The sequence below is a fragment of the Occallatibacter sp. FHG110214_02 genome (assembly GCF_059115385.1).
Genome location: NZ_JBZYWK010000015.1, coordinates 62459 through 83082, shown reverse-complemented (window position 1 = coordinate 83082; position 20624 = coordinate 62459). Strand labels below are relative to the sequence as shown.

Sequence of the window (20624 nt, the reverse complement as noted above, 5' to 3'; positions counted from 1 at the left end):
GTGTCTCACTACCAGGCAAGCTTTTCCGGAAAGAACTCCGCGAACAAGTCGTCATAGTAAGGCTTGAGTTCCTTCAGGTCCGGCTTGGTGTGCCCCTTGGAATACAGGTCATAGGGGTTGAACTTCAAAACCCACGGCAGCATGGCGCGATCCTGCTCATTGCATAGATAGTCGTAAGCGCCATGACGATGCCACGCATAAAACGAGTGATACCGCAGCATATACAGCGCTTCCGTAGGCAGATAGTTCTTCAGCACCTCGTAGATGTATCCATCATGCCCAAACGACATCTTGACCTTGTCCAGTCCGCAGTTCGGTTCATAAATGCCATATTTTGTCTGGAACTCAGGCTGGTTGTAATCGGGATTTGCCGCGAAATATTCCGGAAACACAACAGCCTCTGAATACGCACACCCAGTCGGGAAGGTGTCGCCCACTACACCCCACTGCGGCTCTCCATAAAGGCACAGGCACTTGCCAAGGTCATGCACAAACCCCGTCGCTACCATCCAGCGCGGATGACCATCTTTGCGGATCGCTTCAGAGGTCTGCAAAAGGTGTTCCAACTGCGAGAGGTCCGTATCCGGGTCGCTGTCATCCACGAGCGTGTTGAGATATTCGGCGGCTTCCCATATGCTCTTTTTGCCACGCGTCAGGCCGTAATACTCGGCTTCCTTACCCAAAACGTACTCATACGTCTGGTGTGTGTGGTTCAGTCGATAGAACTCGGCAACGCCGGGATTTACTTCTGCGTCGTATTGCCGAAACTCTTCCTGCGACTTACCTTCCTTGTAGCGGCCCTCAAGAAACTCGTCCCACTCACCCATCTCAGCCGAAAGCGGACCATTCGCTCCGGGCTTCATCTCTGCAACTTCGCTCATGCCCACCCTCCAGAACGCTCTTTATCTTGCACTAAATAAGACACGTCCACTCTAGCCATTCCCGTCAATCCTTGCAAGGAGCGAATCGAGCCCGTATCGTTGACATACGTTAAACCTGCATCGTACCGTGCTTTCTAGCGCTAAATAGGAATGGAGTTCGCCCCTGAGCACGGAATCACAGAAGGCCTCGTCAACCGGACAGCATTCCGCACCCATCGGCTCGCTCCACACGCTCGGGGTGCTCTGCGGCGTCACCGCTGGCATCTGGCTCGGCGGTGCAGAGGCCCCAACCAAGCTCGTTACAGCCGGTTTTTCGCCATTCGCTGTCTCCTTCTGCATGGTGCTCGGCGTTTTTACCGCCCGCTGGACCTTTCCAACTCTGATTAAAGGAACCCGTTACGTCTTTGCCGACATTCGCGGCAAAAAGCATCTGCTCGTCTGGGCGGTCCTTGCCGGAGCGCTCTGGGCCGTAGCGAATACACTTACTGTTTTCGCCATCCGCGACATCGGCCTCGCCATTGCCTTTCCGCTCTGGAACGCCAACTCACTCATTGGCCTGCTCTGGGGGCGCGTGCTCTTCCGTGAACTCGACGGTGCTGACCGCTCGACGATTACCAAAGTGGTGGCTGGCTCAGTTTTAATCGTGGCCGCAGCAACGCTGCTAGGCTTCAGCACCCTGCACTCAGGCGGAAGCCTCGTACACCACAACGCCATTGGCGGAATTCTTGCTGCATTGGGGGCAAGCCTGCTGTGGGGCACCATGTACGTTCCCTATCGCAAGGCATACCTGAGCGGTATGAACCCGCTCTCCTTTGTCACCGTCTTCACTGTCGGCGAGTTGCTGACCATGTTTGCGCTGGTCTGGTTCTTTGATGGCGGAAGCCATTCCTCTGCCTTCCATCTCACGAATGCCCGTCCCTACATCTTCTGGCTTTTCCTGGGCGGATTCGTCTGGGTTGTCGGAGACATGTTCCAGCAATTTGCCGCCAAGTACCTCGGCATCGGTCGCGGCATTCCTCTCTCCAATACCAACCAGCTTTGGGGCCTTGCCTGGGGTGCTCTGGTCTTCGGAGAACTTGCCGGCAGCGACACCACGCACAAAATCATGGTCCTTTGCGGCTCTGCCATCATGATTCTCGGAGCGCTTCTCATCAGCTCCGCCAAAGCCTCGGACGCAGAGCACACCTCACGCAACATGGTGCTTGAGCGCGAGTGCGACCGCTACGGTCTGGACTATCGGGAAGTCCTGAAGGCGCAGGCCGGGGATGAGCTTGACGGTGGCTCTAAGAAAAGCTGGTGGGACTACCTCATTCTCTTGGCTGCTACAGGAGTCTTCGTGAAGCTGGCATCCATTGCGGCAGCACCGCAGATCCAGTTTGATCGCGGCTGGGCCGTAATCCTCGCAGTCATTCTCGCCGTCAGCCTGGTTGTCTGCGGCTACCTGCTCCATAAGCGCACACGCTTTTCGTAAAGCGCTGTGGCGAAGTTACCTTAGCCAGAAGAGAATGCCCAGGCCAATAACAAGAACTACCGCTGGAATCCAGAAGTGGATGTCCGTGAGAATCGCCGTTGCAGTGCGCGTTGGTTTAGACATGAAGAATCATCCTGACTACTTCCACCATAGCGCATCCGGTTACAAAAACTTACCTGTTTCGACTATGTCTGATGGAGGAACTGTAACAGCCTTGTTCTGTTGCAGGGCCTTCAGTAGTTGCGAAATAACCGGAGCCCAGCCAACAACACGATCATGCCACGCAGCCCCTTCCATCTGCGGTGGCACGGTAGGCTATACGCAAAATGTTGCGATGGGTCCGGACACCTGCATTCACATCTTGCGGGTGCCCGAACCTTCATGGTGATGCGGAATAAGTGGAAGATGCTTATTGGTCGTTTCCTTGCACCAGATCTGTTAAGACTGCCGTTAAATATCCAAATAGTCCGCCAGCGCCGTGGTTTGGCCCGGCCGTAAAGTAAAGCTCCGCAGCCGGTGCAGCGGCTGCATCGTTATTGCCAGGGCTGACATTTCCAGGACTAATTGCCCAGATGCCGTTAATGGCAAGGGGATTTCCGTTCGCATCCTGCAACAGACCATCAAATTTCCCTGTTGTCAGGTCGTAGGCAGCGATAAACCCACTCGACTCTGTCGAGCCGCCGCCTGCAAACTGTGCAATCAGCAAATCGTGGCTATACCGTCCAAAGTCGCTCGGTGCCAGCGCAACACCCCACGGAGCATTCAGCCACGCTCCATGCTCAAGCCGCTGCAGCAGTTGGCCGCTAGAGCTGTAAACATCCACGTAGCCAAACCCCGGCCCATCTGTCTCAAACTGAGACCCCGGAAAATGCAGCGCATACGTCACAACAATGTCGTTTCCAATGGCCTGCACGTTGAATGGAACGAAGTTACGCGGCAAACGCTCATCCTGGAACGGTTCATTGAATCCGCGATGGCGCTCTTCATCGAAACCAAAATCGTCAAAGCCATCTTTGTCATAGTTATTGCTGTTTAGCTTTACCGGGTGAAACGAGCTATCAAAAACATCAACACGCCCCTTGGTAAAGTTCGCTGCATACAAAAATGCCTTGCCATGAATAAACGCGCTGGTCAGTCCTGTATAACTTGAGCCATCTTTCGCCTTGAATACAGTCATAGCGTGGGTGGAAGGAGGGTTCGCTCCCTGTGCCACACCAACGCTTGCATTCCAACCTGCAATCGTTCCATCGATAGTTGAAAACAAAAAAGTCGCCGGAGCGCCCGCCGCCAGGAGAAAGTTTGTAGTGCTTCCATTGAAGATAGTTCCCGTTGGGCTTCCAGTTGGCGTCTTAGGGTTGGCGGGCGGAATAGTGACTACCAGCCCCTGCTTTGCCCCCGGGCCATTGTAGAGAGTGCTAAGCCCGGTCAGGTTGTCCGACACCCACCACGGAGTGCCGGACCCGCGCGAAAGCCCCCAGGGATTAACAAGGCTCGCATCGGTCACCGGAGCAACTCCGGCCGTGCTGGCAACGAGATTCGTCTGCTTGTAGTGCTGTCCAGAAACCGTGGCGCCCGCGCCCAGCGCAAGCGCCGCCGTGGCGGTAAAACACAGTAGCTTTTTCATGTACAAGACTCCTGCTGCTTTCAAGGCCCCGCTCACATGGCAATGCCTCATAAGCCGGCGCGCGCCGGCAAAGGCAAATCAAACCGCAGGCGGGGAGGCTCGGTTTGAAATCCTGAGGCAGGCTACCCCTCTTCGCTCGGCGAAGGTGTCACCGCATTGTCATAGGAATGTGCATATCTGGCAGTCAGTTTGCTGCTGTTTTCCCGGTCTTTGAAAGGACATCATGACGCGGAACATCTTTGTAAAAGTAGTCCCACGCAGAAGTGTCCTATATCGGGAATCTTCATGCTTTCCGCGTCTTTTTACATTTGAATTACAAGTAGAGACATATGCGCTTCCCTTAAACTCATGTCAAAAGCTACATCGATCCTTATCTTTTCAAGCGGCCAAATCTATTTATAGGCATAGCCTGAGACGGGAATATATGCGTAAGAACTTGAGTGAAGTTAGTCTACTCTGGTGTTTTTTTGCGTTCTATCTATTTGTAAGCGGGACAGCCTTTCCAACTACAGTCGCCGCGCAGCAGTCGGAGCCCTCACTTCCAATTTCGCAGCGGCTTGCCATCAATCTTGCCGCAGGCGTGCCGCAGTACGTTGCAGATGCAACGTCAACCTCCAATGAGCCGCAAAGCCATTGGTGGTTCCAGAACACACATAACTCAGTTTCCTACTCCACACCGGGCTTTGAAGAAAGCAGCGATGCCGCCGCGACGTGGACAGAAGTAGGGCTTCCATACGACGCGAATATTTCGCGCACCTTTATCAATCAGGATTCCGGCGGCGGCCAGGGCTCGCTCACCGGGCAGGAGAACTGGTATCGCCTCCACTTCAAGGTGGCCACAAAATACGCAGGCCAGAAGTTTCTCCTGAACCTCGAAGGTGCGCACACCGCGGTGCAGGTCTATATCAATGGAACCTTGTTACCCGGCATCAGCGCCGTAGCAGACAACGCGCAGGCCACCCACGTCGTAGGCTTTGTGCCTGTCGTAGTAGACCTCACACCATACATTCACGCCGACGGCTCAACAGACAACGTAATCGCGATTGATGTTTCGCGCGGAGCCTCATGGTTTAAGGAGCCCAACTTTGCAGAGGATTTTCGCTTCGGCCAAGCCATGGCCGGGCTATTCCGCAATGTCTATCTCTACGTCACCAACCCGGTGCACATTCCGCTCAATGTCTATTCGAACCAGAAGACATGGGGCACTTATGTCGGAACAGTCTCCGAAGTCCCCGCTGCGGAAGGAACTGCCACCGCCGCCTCTGCCATTGTCGATGTGCAGACAAACGTGGTGAACGAGTCCGCAACCACGCAACAGGTAACTTTAACCACGCAGATTGTCGATGCCAGCGGAAACGTAGTCGTTACCGCGCCGCCGATTACGCAAAGTGTGCCCGCAATGACGCCGACCACATTCCCCTCCGGCGCAACCCCGTTTTTCGACCAGAAGATTACCGTTCCCAATCCAACCCTCTGGTATCCCAACAATTCCATCTATGGCAAGCCCTATTTGTACCGCGTCTACCACATCCTCAGTGTCAACGGTGTCGTAGTCGATTCGACGCAGAGTACATTAGGAATTCGCACCATCACCTGGGATGCAAACTTCCCTTACTTCAACGGTCACGCAACATATCTCTGGGGAGGCTCCAGTCGCTACGACTACCCAGCCCTCGGTTCATCCGTTCCCGACGAGCAATGGTGGCGCGACATGGCGCAGATTGCCGCGCAGGGCGGCAACGTATGGCGTCCCGGCCACTCCACCAGCAGCGAAGAAATGGTCGAAGCAGCTGACGCCTACGGCATCATGATCGACCAGCCCAGCGGAGACGGCGAAGGCTACTGGAATGCAAGCTCCAACCCAACAGCGGATGACCTACAACTCAAGCAGGAAGTCCATCGCGACATGATTATCCGCGACCGCAGTCATCCTTCCATCCTCGACTGGGAGGAAGACAACGGCGGAATGAATCCAACGCTTGCAAGCGAGCTGGCAACACTCGAAGCCACGTGGGACAACATCAATCCGCGCGTGCAGGCCGATCGTACTTACAACTCCGCCTACGGCTTCATGGATGAATGCGACGGCGCAGGCTGCGAAGCGGGCAACAAGGAGCAGAACCCTGACAATCCCGCATTCGGAGCCGAGTATTGGGACAACATGGGCACAGGCCGCGGCCTTGCATGGGACTACGAGCTAGCCTTTGCCGCACCTTATCTCGATGACTGGCGCAAGGGCAGGGAGGCCAACGCCTTTGGCATGGCGCAATGGTATTTTGCTGAGTCCCCCGGTGAAGACAGCCTCTGGGCGGAGTATCAGGATAAGCCTGCCATGCAACACCTCGTCCGTTCGCTCGGATATTCCTCCGTGGACGCCAACCGATTCCCGCGTCTTCTCTATTACATCTATCAAGCCAACTGGACGCCATACTCCATCAAGCCCGTAGTGCATCTCGCACACCACTGGAACCGCGCCTACGAATACACGCAGGGAACCCCGCTGCAGGAAAACGCATTCAGCAACTGTCCATCCGTGCGCCTGCTCATTAACGGTGTTCCCAAGGACCCAGTCACAGGCGCGCTGCTTCCAGACCAGGCGCCGAATCCATGGAATATCAGCTCCAATACAAACCTTAATCAGGACACCACCGTAATGCCCGGCCAGGTTCACTGGATGGTCAACTGGGTCTCAGGCACAGTCACCGCGGAATGTCTCGATGAAAGCGGCAACGTAGTCGCCGGCGCAACCGACACACGCACAACCGCCGGTGCCGAAAACAAAATTGTGCTCAGTGTCGTTCCTGAAGTGGCGAAGCCCGACGGATCCAGCTTCCAGTGGACAGCCAACGGCTCCGATGCCGCTTTTGTTGCCGCCCAGGTAGAAGATGCGAACGGCAATCTCGTCCCCACCGCCGCTGATAACGTCACATTCAAAGTGACCGGCCCCGCCACATATATGGGAGGCACGCAGCAACTCGTTGCTGACCCATCATGGACAACTTACTATCAGGACGCATTTTCTCAAGCAAACAGTAGCGTAATCGGCGGCGTGCCCTATGCCTTCTTCCATTCTCCCGGAGACCCCGAACTGAACTTTGAAGGCGGCCTGCAAAAGATAGCCCTGCGCAGCACCTTTACTCCCGGCACAGTAACCGTAACCGCAAGCGCGCCGGGATTGACGAGCGGCAGTGTCACGCTGACTTCCGTTGCTGTGCCTGCTCTTTCGCAAACGCAGCCGCCTGTAATTCTTGTTCCACCCGTAGACACGGCAACCACCTCTGGGTACACCGCAACCTTCAGCGTCACAGCATCCGGCTCAGGCACACTCTCGTATCAGTGGTATCAGAACGGTTCCGCCATCGCAGGAGCTACCGGCGGCGCCTACACCACGCCAAAAACAACCACCGCCGACAACGGCGAAACTTTCACCGTGGCCATCTCCAGCAGTTTCGGCAGCGTAACATCCAACCCCGTCACGCTAACCGTAGATGCCCCTGCAAATGTTGCCATCACCACGCAGCCTGCATCGCAGTCTGTGGTTGTTGGGCAGTTCGCAACACTTACAGTTGCCGCAACAGGCTCGCCTGCGCTCACCTACCAGTGGTACCAGGTTGGCTCCGGCGCAATCCCCGGTGCAAATCAATCTTCCTACACCACGCCAGTATTCACAGCCGCCGGAAGCGCCAGCTTCTACGTCATCATCACTAACCCGCTCGGCCAGTTGCAGTCTTCAACGGCAGTCGTTCCCGTCAACGCGCCTGTTGCGGTATCCATTACCACGCAGCCCGCCAGCAGCATCGTTCCCGTCAACGAGCCAGTTCAGTTCACCGCCGTTGTCGCCGGCTCCGCACCATACACCTATCAGTGGCAATTTACTCCGCAAGGTGGAACCGCCACCATCCTCACCGGCGGCACGCAACTGTCCAACACCCTCACCTACTCCATTCCTGCCGTTAGTTCTGCTAATGTCGGCGCATACACGGTAACGGTGAACAATGCTGCCAATGCGCCTGTCACCAGCAACGCTGCGCAAATCACGCTGGCGCCTCCGGGAGTTAATCTAGCGCTGGACAAAACAGCAACCTCCAGCAGCACGCAAAACGCCTGCAACGACGTAACCACAACCCCGCCCTACACCGGCACAGGATGCCTGGGCGCGGAAAACGCCGTCGATGGAAGCCTCACCACGCGTTGGGGATCGGCAACCGCCAATGCGCCGCCAACGCCGCCAGTCACTGGCGTCGATCCCTCATGGCTGCAGGTAGACCTCGGCTCTGTGCAAGCCTTCAACACGGTCATCATCAACTGGGAAAATGCCTATGCCACGCAGTACCAGATTCTCTATACCAATGCAGACCCGGCAACGAATCCAACGTGGAATGTTGCTTACACCAACAAAGCGGGCACGGGTGGAACAGAAACGGATACCTTCCCAACCGTAAGCGCGCGCTATATCCGCATGAACGGCACCCAGCGCGTCGGGCAGTACGGTTATTCCATTTACGAGTTCCAGGTCTACAACGTAGCGCAATGCGGCGGCGCAACCGAGCGCTACACCGTCAACGCAGCCAACGCCTCTCTCGTAACCGACAACCAGAGTGGCCTCACATGGACCCGCACCATTAAAACCGATTCCGATCCTGGCTCGCAGTTTACAGGAGTAGACGCACAAGCCTATTGCTCCAGCATCAGCATGCGCCTGCCCACAAAGCCAGAAGCACTGAACATCAGCGGCGTAAATAACGCCACCTGTGCCTTCCCCGGAACGTGGACTACGTGGACCTCAACCGTAGACCCGGACGATGTTACAAAGAGCGCCATCGTGAGCTTTGACGGCACCAACACATATCAGGTCACGAACAACTATCCCGGCGCAACGCTCTGCGTTACCGGAGCCGCACAAACCGGCACCGCGCCAACCATCACCACGCAGCCAACCAGCCAGATAGTCGCCGCCGGAAAAACCGCAACCTTCAGCGTCGCCGCCAGCGGTACGGGAACCCTGACCTATCAGTGGTCGAAAAACGGCGCAAGTATTACCGGGGCAACATCCGCCGCCTACACCACGCCCGCAACAACATCCGCAGATAACGGCGCAACCTTCAGCGTTACCGTCACCAACGCATACGGATCTGTCACAAGCTCCTCCGCTACGCTCACCGTGACAGGCGGCGGAACCACGCCCCCGGCAGACTTCACGCTGGCCGTCTCCGCAGCATCCCTTACAGTAACCGCTGGTAACAGCGGCACAGAGACCCTCACAATGACGCCGCAAAATGGTTTCCCCACATCCTCTCCCATCGCATTCACATGTGCGGGTCTTCCCACCGGCGCAGCGTGCAGCTTTTCCCCCGCCACGGCAAACGCATCCGGCAACATCGTTTCCACGTTGACCATCAGTACAGCAGCAGGCTCCGCTGAACTCCGCAACAAAACAATGCCGTGGCTCCCCAGTTCGCTGCTGGCTATCGCACTGTTCTTCATAAACAGGCGTAAACTGCGCAACATCTCATCGCTGCTATTGATTGTGCTCGCTGCTGGCCTTGCCGTGCTCTCCGGCTGCGGCGGTGCAACATCGGGCTCACCCACCAAGCCATCCCCACCACAGCCGGTAACCTCGACAGTCACAGTAACAGCAATATCCGGCTCGCTAAGCCATTCCGCAACCTTCTCGCTAACGGTGCAGCCAGCAAGCACTGCGTCCGCGTCACCTGCTCCAGCCTCGCAACGTCTTCCATGGATGCCGGACGCAACATTGGCAGGCGCATTATGGTTCCTCGGCAAAAAGAACCGCCGCAAACTGCAGCACGCATCCATACTTGCAACCCTCACCTGCATCGCTGTTCTTACAGGCTGCGGCGGTTCCACCAGCAACCCACCGCCCTCTAAGCCTCAACCCACAACAGCGCCCACCATCGCCACGCAGCCAGCCAGTCAGACAGTCACAGCCGGACAAACCGCAACCTTCAGCGTCGTCGCCAGCGGAACCGCGCCATTAACCTACCAGTGGTCGAAAAACGGCGCGGCTATTTCCGGTGCTTCCGCCGCAAGCTACACAACCCCAGCCACCACTTCCTCAGACAACAACGCCAGCTACAAAGTAATTGTCAGCAACAGCGACGGCTCCGTAACAAGCAACGCTGCAATATTGACCGTAACCAGCACCACTCCTCCAGCGAGTTGCACTACAGCTCCATCTACCCCCGGCTCCGTTGTCGCATCGGCTTCTTCAACCAGCCAGGTCAGCATAAGCTGGAACGCCAGCACTGCAGGCTCCTCCTGCACCATTACATACAGCGTCTATCGCAGCACATCCTCCGGCTTCACTCCCTCGTCCAGCAACCAGATCGCTAGCGGCATCACCGCAACATCCTTTGCAGACACAGGCCTGGCTGCATCCACCACTTATTACTACGTGGTGGAAGCCGTAGACGCCGCTGGTTCTTCCGCACCATCTACCCAGGCATCCGCAACAACGCTTAGCGCAACCCCCACCGCCACAGAAATCGTCGCCATCAACTCCGGCGGCCCCGCAGTCAGCAACACAAGCGGCGGCGACACATCCTTTGCCGCGGACGAGTACGTTACCGGCGGAGGTGTATCCGCCAACACCAACGCGATCAACACAACAGGCATCGCCAACGCCGCGCCCGCCGCTGTTTATCAGTCAGAACGCAACGGATCCTTCACCTATACAGTTCCCGGCCTCGCCGCCGGAGCCCAGTACACCGTCCTGCTTCACTTCGCCGAAACCTACTTCACTGCCGCAGGCAAGCGTGTCTTCAGCGTGGCCATCAACGGAGCCACCGTGCTCAGCGACTTCGACATCTTCGCCAAAGCCGGCGCAAACACCGCACTGGTAGAGCAGTTCCCGGCCACGGCCAACAGCAGCGGGCAAATCGTAATTGCCTACACCAACGGCACCGCAGACCAGCCCAAATCCAGCGGCATCGAGATACGCGGCGTTCCCAGCGGGTGCTCCGTCGCTCCCGCAGCCGCGCCAACCGGACTCACTGCCGCAGCCTCATCTCCGAGCATCATCAACCTGAACTGGGCCGCCGTCGCCCCTCCGCCCAACTGCGCCATCACATATAACGTCTATCGCAGCGCAACCAGCGGTTTCACGCCATCTGCGGCAAACTTAGTTGCGAGGGGCTTAACCAACACGGCATACTCCGACACAGGCCTCACCGCCGCCACAACCTACTACTACCTAGTGCAGGCAGCAGACAGCGCCGGAACATCGCCAGCCTCAGCCCAGGCAAGCGCAGAGACACACGCTGCAGGCACCTGTGCCGCCATTCCTCCATCCGCGCCCACAGGCCTGGAAGCAACAGCGTCCTCTTCCAGCACCATCGGCTTAAGCTGGACGCCCATTGCCGCACCCACAAACTGCGCCAACATCACCTACAACCTCTACGCTGGCACCAGCAGCAACTTCGTGCCATCGGCTAACAACGAAATAGCGGTTGGCCTAACAGGCACCAGCTTTGTGAACAACAGCCTGCCACCATCCACAACCTACTACTACGCCGTGCAGGCAGTAGACGAGGACGGTCCATCCACCGCAATCTCATCATCGGCAAATGCAACCACATTAACGCCTGAAACCACTCTCACCGCCACAACCGTTTCCGCCAACGAAATCGATTTAAGCTGGCCGGCCAGCTTAAATCCCGCGCCGATAACCTATCAGATATACCGCAGCACCGCGCCAACCTTCACACCATCCGGCAGCAATGAAATCGGAACCACCAAGTCCAACTGGTTCCAGGATGTACTCGCCACAGCCGCTACAACCTACTATTACAAGGTCCAAGCCAGTGGCCCATCCGGAGCATCCACGCCCCTCGGCCCCGTAAGCAGCGCCACTCCTACTCTCGGCTCCAATCCGCCCTTCTGGGATGCAAGCAACATGCCGCCCACAGCCGCGGGAGACGTCATGGTATTCAAATTCTTGAACCGCACCAACGGAAAATATACTGACGATCAGATCACCTGGAGCGCAACCATCAACGGAGTCACAACCACCAGCACCATCGCCGCCCAGCCAACCTTCAGTATGCCGGCCAACGCCTCCGGGCGCATGTACTTCTATCTCGGCAACCCCGGCCAGGGCAGCACAGACTACTACGACTTCATCGAGTACACCATCGGAACCACCGCAACTCCCGGCGTTTACTTCTTCAACGGAGACACAACCCGCGTCGATGCCTTCGCCGTCAAATTGGCATTTCAGCTAACCTGCGGTGACGGAACCAACATCGCCGTTGGAGAAAACGCTGCAGCCTTCGCGGAGAATCGGGCCACCACCTTCCAGCGTTACCTCGATGCGGTTCCATCGGAGTTCCAGCAGGAAGCCACAGCCACAGCTCCCTATCGAATCCTCGAACCCGGAGGAGGCGGCTTCAACGCCGGCGGCTCTTATCAGGACTACTACTCTAACTACATTGCGCAAATCTGGTCATCTAACAATCTGACCATCCCCATGGCTGGCCCCAACGGTTCCGGCCTCACGGATTACCCTAACCTCTCCGCAGCCATCTATCGGCACACCGCAGGCCCCGGGACATTCAACCCCGATGGAACGCTCATCTCGCAGGCCATGTGGAGCAATCCCAGCGCCTTCTACCAAACTGACCCCACCGACCACTACGCAAAGTTCATGCACTCCATCGCCATCAACGGCCAGCAGTACGCCTTCCCATATGACGATGCCGGCGGATACTCCAGCGATGTCTCATGCAACAGCCCGTCCACATTGCTCGTAGCCGTGGGATGGTAGCTGCATTTTTCAATGCTTGAGAGCGCACAACCTGTGTGCGGCAATATAGTGGATAAGAAAAGAATCAGGCAGGGTACAGCGGCTACAGTTGCCCAGCCTGATTCTTCATTGCCCGCAGGTCAATAACCCTGCAGGCAAATAACAAGGACAATTTCCGAATATGCGATATTTTGCGTTGAGCACATCCCTCGTCAGTGCCCTTCTTTCCGTGTCTCTCACAGCCACAGGCGCAGGCGCGCAGCAAGATGTGCTTGCGCAGGTCAATCCGATGATTGGCACAACGAACGGCGGCAACGTATTCCCCGGTGCAGTAGCGCCTTTCGGAATGGTGCAGTTTAGCCCCGAGGCAAGCCCATTGACTGGTAGCAGGAGGCCGATTGCCGCGCCGGGCGGATACGAATATCGCGCAACCAAGCTGCGCGGATTCAGCCTGACGAATGTGGAGGGATGGGGATGTGCCGGCGGCTCGGGCGATGTGCCGTTCATGCCCGTAACCGAAGCAATCACGGAGTCGCCTTCCACGGACTTCCGCAACGCCTATGCCTCTGGCTTTACCCACGCAAAGGAAGAAGCGCATCCGGCGCATTATCACGTCGCGCTGGACAACGGAGTTGGCGTTGACCTCACCGCATCCGTACACACAGGCTCCGCAGTCTTCCGCTATCCAGAAAACTCCCCGGCAAATCTACTGGTGCGCGCATCCGACTCGGAAGTAGGCTCGGAAGACGCGCATGTGCGCATTGATGCCGAACATCACGCAGTAAGCGGTTCCGTAACCAGCGGAAACTTCTGCGGATACATCAACAAGATCGACCGCCGCAGCTACTACACAGTCTACTTCGTAGCGGAGTTCGACCAGCCCTTCACTGCCACTGGCGCGTGGCAGGATGCCAAGGTAACTCCCGGAGCAACGGAAGCCAATGGCGGAACTGGCTATGGCCCAAATGGATTTCCCGAGAAGGGACACGGCTCCGGCGTATGGCTGAGCTTCGACCCCGCACAAGCACGCGAAGTGCATGTGCGTATCGGTATTTCGTATGTAAGCGAAGAAAACGCGCGTAAAAATCTCGCTGCGGAGAACCCTGCTGGAACAACCTTTGATGCACTGCGCAAACGAACCGAAGATGCCTGGCGTAAGCGTCTTGACCAGGTTGAGATTGAAGGCGGAACAGCCGACGAGCGTACGGTATTCACAACAGCGCTCTACCACTCCCTGATGACACCCAACATCTACAGCGATGTGAATGGCGAATATCGCGGCATGGATGGAAATGTCCACCGCATCGCGGGCTCGCAGCAAGCTCAGTATGCCAACTTCTCCGGATGGGACGTATACCGTTCGCAATTGCAATTAGTAACGTGGCTGGACCCGCAGGCAGGAAGCGACATCGCACAGAGCCTGTTGAATCAGGCAGAGCAGAACAACGGCGCATGGGACCGCTGGACGCACAACAGCGGTGCAACCCACGTCATGAATGGCGACCCGGCCGCAGCCGCAGTCGCCGACATATGGGCCTTCGGCGGCCGCTCCTTCGATGCGAAAAAAGCACTCGCCATGTTGGTGCACGCAGCCGATGTACCCACCGCCAATGACTTGAAACACGATGGCTGCCCGGTAGAATGCGGCGGCCAGCGCCCCGGCCTCGACCAGTGGCTCAAGCTGCACTACATTCCGGCGGAGGCTCCGAGCTGGGGGCCATCCGCCGACACGCTTGAAGACGTAGCCGCAGAATTCGGAATCTCATCACTGGCAGCGCGGCTAGGCGAGGAAGCAACCAGCCGCAGGTTCCTCTCGCGAGCACAGTACTGGAGAAACATCTGGAACCCCAACGCTGCTCCCGAAGGCGGCTACTTCCAAAATCGCAACGCCGATGGAAGCTGGGCACTGGTCAAAGACGACCATGATAAAACCCCGCACGCCTTCACGCCCGCAACCGAAGACGGATTTGTAGAAGGCTCTGCGGCGCAGTACGTCTGGATGGTTCCGTTCAACGTCCACGGACTCTTTGAAGCCATGGGAGGCCGCGAAAAAGCCACCGCGCGTCTCGACGCATTCTTCTACGATGCCGCAGGCAAACCCGCTGTAACCAAGTCAGGTCCGCTGCATGCGGAGCTTGATAACGAGCCGTCCATCGAAACGCCTTGGCTCTACGACTTTGCCGCGCAGCCATGGAAGACGCAGCAGCTTGTGCGTCAGGTGCTCAACGGCATCTGGACAAACACGCCTGCCGGAATTCCCGGCAACGACGACCTCGGAGAAATGAGTTCATGGGCAGTCTTCGCATCCATGGGCTTCTATCCGGAAATTCCAGGGCGTGCCGAGCTTGTCTTAGGCAGCCCGCTCTTTGAAAAGATAGTGGTCCATCGCGCCGCGGGCGACATAGTCATCCATGCCTCCGGTGCCGCACCCGACGCGCCGTATATCTCCAGCATGAAAGTCGATGGCAAGCCGCAATCAAAAACCTGGCTACCCGAGTCCTTCGCACTCAAAGGCGGTAGGCTTGACTTCCAGCTATCGAAGACGCCAGTTAAGAGCTGGGGCGCAGGAGAAGGCAATGAGCCGCCCTCATTCGACGACAAGTAGAAACCTGCACGCTAATCTCAAATGGACTAGGGATGAACGTGCAGAGCTACAACCTGTGAGGGAGCAGGGTTGTCTTTCACAACATTTGTCGAAATCAGCATCTCAAAATGGGGCAGCGTCCCATCCGGACGCCGCATCTTCTGCAACAGAGGCAGCAGTCGCTGGTCGTCCATCACCAGGTCCACGGCAGACTCCGTCGCTGCCATGGAAATCCCTTCCAGTAGCAGCACATTGCCATTGGCATTCAGATTAGGCAGAAAGGCAATCACGGCATAAAGCTGGTCCGGCCCATTCGCCTGGGGGCTATAGACTGCAGATTCCCCCGGCAACGGATGCCGGTTAAGAAACACTGAGTGATGATCCGGCGTATCAATGGAGAAAGCAAAATCCATGGAGTGCTCGAACAGCTCCACCCAGGGATTCGCCTCCTGTGCACCAATCATAATAATGTTGCCGTTCTTGAAATCATCCAGCCTCATGTCACGGCTGAAGTTCACCAGCGTGCGGTCGGGCCGCGCCTCAGGCAACCGCACCAGCCACGCGACAGACGTAGCGTCAACAACCGAGGTATAGCGCCGCCCGGCCAGAAACCGCGCAAAGTCCGGGTCCGCATGCTGAACATACGGCATCTGCTTGCTCAGGTCGTTATTCACGTAATCCTGCAAGCTCACATAACGCCGCGCTGTGGCATGAAAAAGCACAAGCCCTGAATCGCCCAGCACAATATGGGTTGGCTCGTCCGCATTGAAAAGCCTGCTCCACAGAAGATGGTTGCGCTCCCGGACATGCTCCTGCACCTGCACCGCGCGAAGCGAATGCCACAAATATCCCGCCAGCGCTATAAGCACCAGGCAGATAACCAGGCAAGCCGTCAGCACCACGCGGTAAACGCTGATTATCCGTCGCGATTCCGATGCGTCATCTGTTTGCCCTACGGCAGTCGTCGTCGGCACAGCCGTAGACGGCGAAGCACCGATAGTCGCCTGTACTCCAGCCAGCGACGCAACCGGTGACACCGGCTCCAACTCAGAGACCGTGGTCATCTCCGACGCGGGCGAAAAAATCGGCACATAGCCGCCGCGCGGAATTACTAGCCGCAGCGGTTCAGCTTTCCCCGCACGCTGAAAGTATTGTTCCAGCCGCCGCCGTAACCGCAACGCATGGGATCGCACAATGGTATCCGCGCTGGAGTCGTACTCGGAAGGCCGCCCGAAGAGCGTCTCTCCCAGATACTGCTCACTGATTTCGCTCTCGCGTCCCGCAAGCGTCAGTTCGCAGATGTGGCGCAGAAAATCCGACAGACGGGGAGAGCGCTCAAAGTCCGGCGTAGCAAGAATTCTCTCCACCAGGAGCCAGCGCGGGTCATGCGCATGGTCCGATTCTGCGCTTCCTGCAGCACCTTGCCGTACAGCCGTCGGGGCTGTCTCCTCCATTCAGTCTCTCCATCGTTGTTACCTCCGATTTAACCTGATTTCCGTTACAAATCGATGAATCACGTCCGTTTCACCCCGCGGAGCTTTCCACTAATCAGTCCGGCAAACCATTGATTTGATTGCTACTAGTGTTGCCGATGGGTAAATCACCGAGAATTCACTGCGCTCACCTCCCACCGCTTCGTTAGCGTCACCGATGGGACGGCAAAACCGACGTTAAGCCTCCTCCCATTGCCTTCATGTATTTCTCCGCGCACTCACGCAGGCCTCTCCGGGGTGCGTCTTTTTTAACCAGGTGACGAAAGGAACTATGGAATGCGAAGCCTAAGGATAGGAAACGGACGGCGTCATTTTGCCGTCTTCAGACTTGCATTGTTAGCCGGATTGTTGACCATACTGGCCGGAGTCCGGGTGCAGGCCCAGTCCACCAGCGCAAGCCTGGTCGGTGTTGTGCACGACGCCAGCGGACAGGTAATTGCAAATGCAACCGTGACCGCCACAAACACCGCCACCAATGCCCACACCGTCCAAAAGACCAACAGCAAGGGCGAGTACACCGTGCTTGATCTTCAGCCGGGTGTCTACTCCCTGCATGTGGAAGCCGATGGGTTCCGCGGCTACGACCAGAAAGGAATCCGGCTGGATCTGAACCAGAACGCCACCCAGGATGTAGCCCTCGAAGTTGGCCAGGTAAGCCAGACCGTCGAAGTCAACGCGGACGTCTCCGGAATCGACACCACCTCCGCGCAGCTCAGCGACGAAGTCAATGGCCAGTCCCTGCGCGACCTCCCCCTGAACACCCGCAACCCCTACGCGCTCCTTGAGCTCATCCCCAGCTACTCCGGTTCCACGGGTGACGACTACAACTCGAACGGCTTCTCGCTCAACGGCGGCCGCTCCGGTTACCACGACACTCTCGTAGACGGCACCCCCGCCGGCTTCCCCACGGTAAACGGCAATGCCGGCATTGGCATCTTCCCATCCATTGATGCTATTGGCGAGTTCCACGTGCTCGCGCAGAACTTCCCCGCCGAATATGGCCGCACACTCGACGGCATCATCAACGTCGTTTTCAAGTCCGGCGCCAACCAGTTCCATGGCTCGGTTTTTGAGTTCATTCGCAACTCGGCGTTTGACTCCAACAGCTACTTCTCCAACCTGCACAACACGCCGCTGCCGCTCTTCCATCGTAACCAGTACGGCGGCTACCTCAGCGGCCCCATCTACAAAAACCGCACCTTCTTCATGGTTTCAACCGAGCTGCTGCGCTCCAACCAGTCCACGGAAATCACTAATACCGTGCCTACCGATGCCGAGCGCACAGGCGACTTTTCGCAGAGCGGCCAGACAATCTACAACCCCTTCAGCACACGCTGCGCCGTTGCCGACCAGAATCCCTGCCAGCAGTACACGCGTGACCCCTTCCCTGGCAACGTGATTCCCAAGCAGTACCTCGACCCGGTTGCGCTCAAGGCGCTCAGCTACTATCCCGAGCCGAACGTCGCAGGCAATCCGCAGGTAAACAACTACTTTGCCAACGGCGGTAGCCCCACGGCCACCACCGCGTGGGACGTACGCGTGGACCATACCCTCAGCGAGAAGCAGAAGCTCTTTGTCCGCTACTCCAACCGCGTCTACCAGTCGGACCCGCAGCCCTTGTGGCCCGGCCAGTCCGCCGTAGCGGAAGGCTTGATTGACGGCGACGACTATTCGCGCGGCGTAACGGCAGCCTACACGCTCTTCCCCAAGTCGAACATGATCTTCGACGTTCGCCTTGGCTTCTCGCGTACGCTCTATGACTACCTGAACACCAGCCTTGGCTTTGACGCCACAACGCTCGGCCTGCCTGCGGACATCAATCAATTCGGTGTCACCCAGCTCTTCCCGGTCTTCTCACCGCAGGCCTATACCGGCCTCGGCAACAACGGCAACCGCCACAACGCCTTCATGACCTACAGCCTGCTCTCGTCGCTGACATGGCAGCACGGCCAGCACACCTTTAAGTTCGGCTTTGATGGCCGCATGATTCGAGTCAACGACCATGAAAGCGCCGACAGCTCCGGCAACTTCAGCTTCGGCACCAGTTGGACGCAGATTCCCAATGCTGCCTCTGCCACCACCGGCAACGGCGTAGCCTCCATGCTGCTAGGTCTCGGCACTGGCGACATGATTCAGGAGTACAAGGACGATGCCTCGCAGAGCTACTATCTTGCCGGCTACTTCCAGGATGACTGGCGCATTCTGCCTCGCCTTACGCTGAACCTCGGTTTGCGCTATGACATCGATACGCCGCGCACCGACCGCTATAACCGCATGAACTACTTCAACCCGACCATCGATTCGCCTCTGGCTGCGCAGGTCCCGGGCCTCACCGGCGGACTGGTTTTCGTCGGAGTCAACGGCCACAGCCGCTACCAATACAACACCGACGCCAACAACTTCGCGCCGCGCTTCGGCTTCTCCTGGCAGGCGCAGAAAAACACCGTGGTGCACGGCGGCGCGGGCATCGTTTACGGTCCCTCCGCGCAAGCCGCTGCCGGAACCGTTGGCCCCTACGGCTTCCGCGTGCAGAACAACTGGACCGCCTCAGAAAACAACGACGGCATCCACCCCAACACAGGCAGCTTGCTCAGCAATCCCTTCCCGGCGGGCTTCCTGCCTCCTCCGGGCGCGGCCAATGGCCTTCTGACGGGTATCGGCGGTCAGATTGAAGGTGTTCTGCAAAACACTCCCACGCCGTATGTGGTGCAGTACAGCCTCGATGTTCAGCAGGCTCTTCCGCACCAGACGACCCTGGACATTGCTTACGTGGGCAACCGCGGACGCAAGCAGCAGCAGAGCCGCGAAGGCGGTATCGACTTCAACCAGGTTCCCGCTGGAGAGATTCTTGCCGAAGGCGCGCAGCTTGAAAGCGCCGTCGCAAACCCCTTCTATGGCGTAATTCCAGCGACAGCCGGGACCGCAGAGAGCGGGCAGACGGTAACAGCAGCCCAGTTGCTCAAAAAGTATTCGCAATACACCAGCATGCTGCCGCTGTTCCTTGCCGGCGGTAACAACCAATACGATGCACTGCAGGTACGCATGAGCAAGCGCTTCTCGCAGGGTCTCCAGCTTGAAGGTTCCTATACCTGGGGCAAGAACTTCGACAACGGAACCAACCACCAGGACAGCTTTAACCCGATGCGCGACTACGCTATCACTTCGTATGACCTGCATCAGCGCTTCATCGTCAGCTACATCTATGACCTGCCCTTCGGTCATGGCCGCATGTTCGGCAGCCACATCAACAACATTGAAAACTCCATCATCGGTGGATGGCAGTTTAACGGCATCACCACCCTTCAGGGCGGAACGCCGCTGCAAATCTCTGCCAGTAACAACCTCTCCAGCTTCAACGTGCAGACGCTCTATGCCGATACCAATGGGCAAAACGCCACGCTGCGCGGCGACATTCACAACCGTCTGAATAAGTACTTCAACACGGCAAACTTCAGCCAGCCCCAGCCCTATCACCTGGGCAACGGACCGGCCTACTACCAGAACCTGCGTGGCCCCGGCCTCAAGAGCACAGACCTCTCGTTGTTCAAGGAGTTCAAGCCCATCGAACGGCTCGACGTGCAGTTCCGCGCCGAGGCATTCAACGCCTTCAACCACGTGCAGTTCGGCAACCCGGATACTGGAGTGACCGATTCCGGCTTCGGCAGAATCACTTCGCAATCCAATACGCCGCGCCAGGTGCAGTTCGGCCTCAAGCTGCAGTTCTAAAACAAAAGCGCATCATCGGGAGCCGCTCCGGCGGCTCCCTCTTCGTATCTCATAGCGGTTGAAGTCCAAGCCGCGGAAACG

At 57.5% G+C, this 20624-nt stretch carries 8 protein-coding genes; 4 read left to right on the top strand and 4 right to left on the bottom strand.

The window, feature by feature from the left end:
- Positions 1 to 8 precede the first annotated feature (8 nt).
- Entirely contained in the window at positions 9 to 881 is an 873-nt protein-coding gene (locus tag AC5S3R_RS14040; protein ID WP_494267703.1) for an inositol oxygenase family protein, read from the bottom strand.
- A gap of 238 nt (positions 882 to 1119) precedes the next feature.
- Between AC5S3R_RS14040 and AC5S3R_RS14035 the strand changes: the two genes are divergently transcribed.
- Positions 1120 to 2352 (top strand): GRP family sugar transporter, encoded by a 1233-nt coding sequence (locus tag AC5S3R_RS14035; protein WP_494267701.1) that lies wholly within the window; start codon positions 1120 to 1122, stop codon positions 2350 to 2352.
- A gap of 15 nt (positions 2353 to 2367) precedes the next feature.
- Here AC5S3R_RS14035 and AC5S3R_RS14030 read toward each other — a convergent pair whose 3' ends face one another.
- Complete coding sequence (locus AC5S3R_RS14030; RefSeq protein WP_494267700.1) at positions 2368 to 2475, bottom strand: translocated intimin receptor Tir; 108 nt, start codon at positions 2473 to 2475, stop codon at positions 2368 to 2370.
- Between the two features lie 286 nt (positions 2476 to 2761).
- The gene (locus AC5S3R_RS14025) at positions 2762 to 3976 is read right to left on the bottom strand and encodes a TIGR03118 family protein (protein ID WP_494267699.1); all 1215 of its coding nucleotides are present in this window, start codon (positions 3974 to 3976) and stop codon (positions 2762 to 2764) included.
- Between the two features lie 424 nt (positions 3977 to 4400).
- Here AC5S3R_RS14025 and AC5S3R_RS14020 point away from each other — a divergent pair, with 424 nt between their 5' ends.
- Positions 4401 to 12761 carry a malectin domain-containing carbohydrate-binding protein gene (locus tag AC5S3R_RS14020; protein ID WP_494267698.1) on the top strand — a complete coding sequence of 2787 codons (8361 nt, stop codon included), beginning with the start codon at positions 4401 to 4403 and terminating at the stop codon, positions 12759 to 12761.
- 160 nt (positions 12762 to 12921) lie between these two features.
- On the top strand, positions 12922 to 15345 hold the full coding sequence (locus AC5S3R_RS14015; RefSeq protein ID WP_494267696.1) for a GH92 family glycosyl hydrolase: 2424 nt from the start codon (positions 12922 to 12924) through the stop codon (positions 15343 to 15345).
- Between the two features lie 26 nt (positions 15346 to 15371).
- Here the strand turns inward: AC5S3R_RS14015 and AC5S3R_RS14010 are convergent, their stop codons facing one another.
- Complete coding sequence (locus AC5S3R_RS14010; RefSeq protein ID WP_494267695.1) at positions 15372 to 16778, bottom strand: hypothetical protein; 1407 nt, start codon at positions 16776 to 16778, stop codon at positions 15372 to 15374.
- 387 nt (positions 16779 to 17165) lie between these two features.
- On the opposite strand from AC5S3R_RS14010, the gene AC5S3R_RS14005 reads away from it, so the two are divergent.
- Positions 17166 to 20543 (top strand): TonB-dependent receptor, encoded by a 3378-nt coding sequence (locus AC5S3R_RS14005; RefSeq protein WP_494267694.1) that lies wholly within the window; start codon positions 17166 to 17168, stop codon positions 20541 to 20543.
- Positions 20544 to 20624 lie beyond the last annotated feature (81 nt).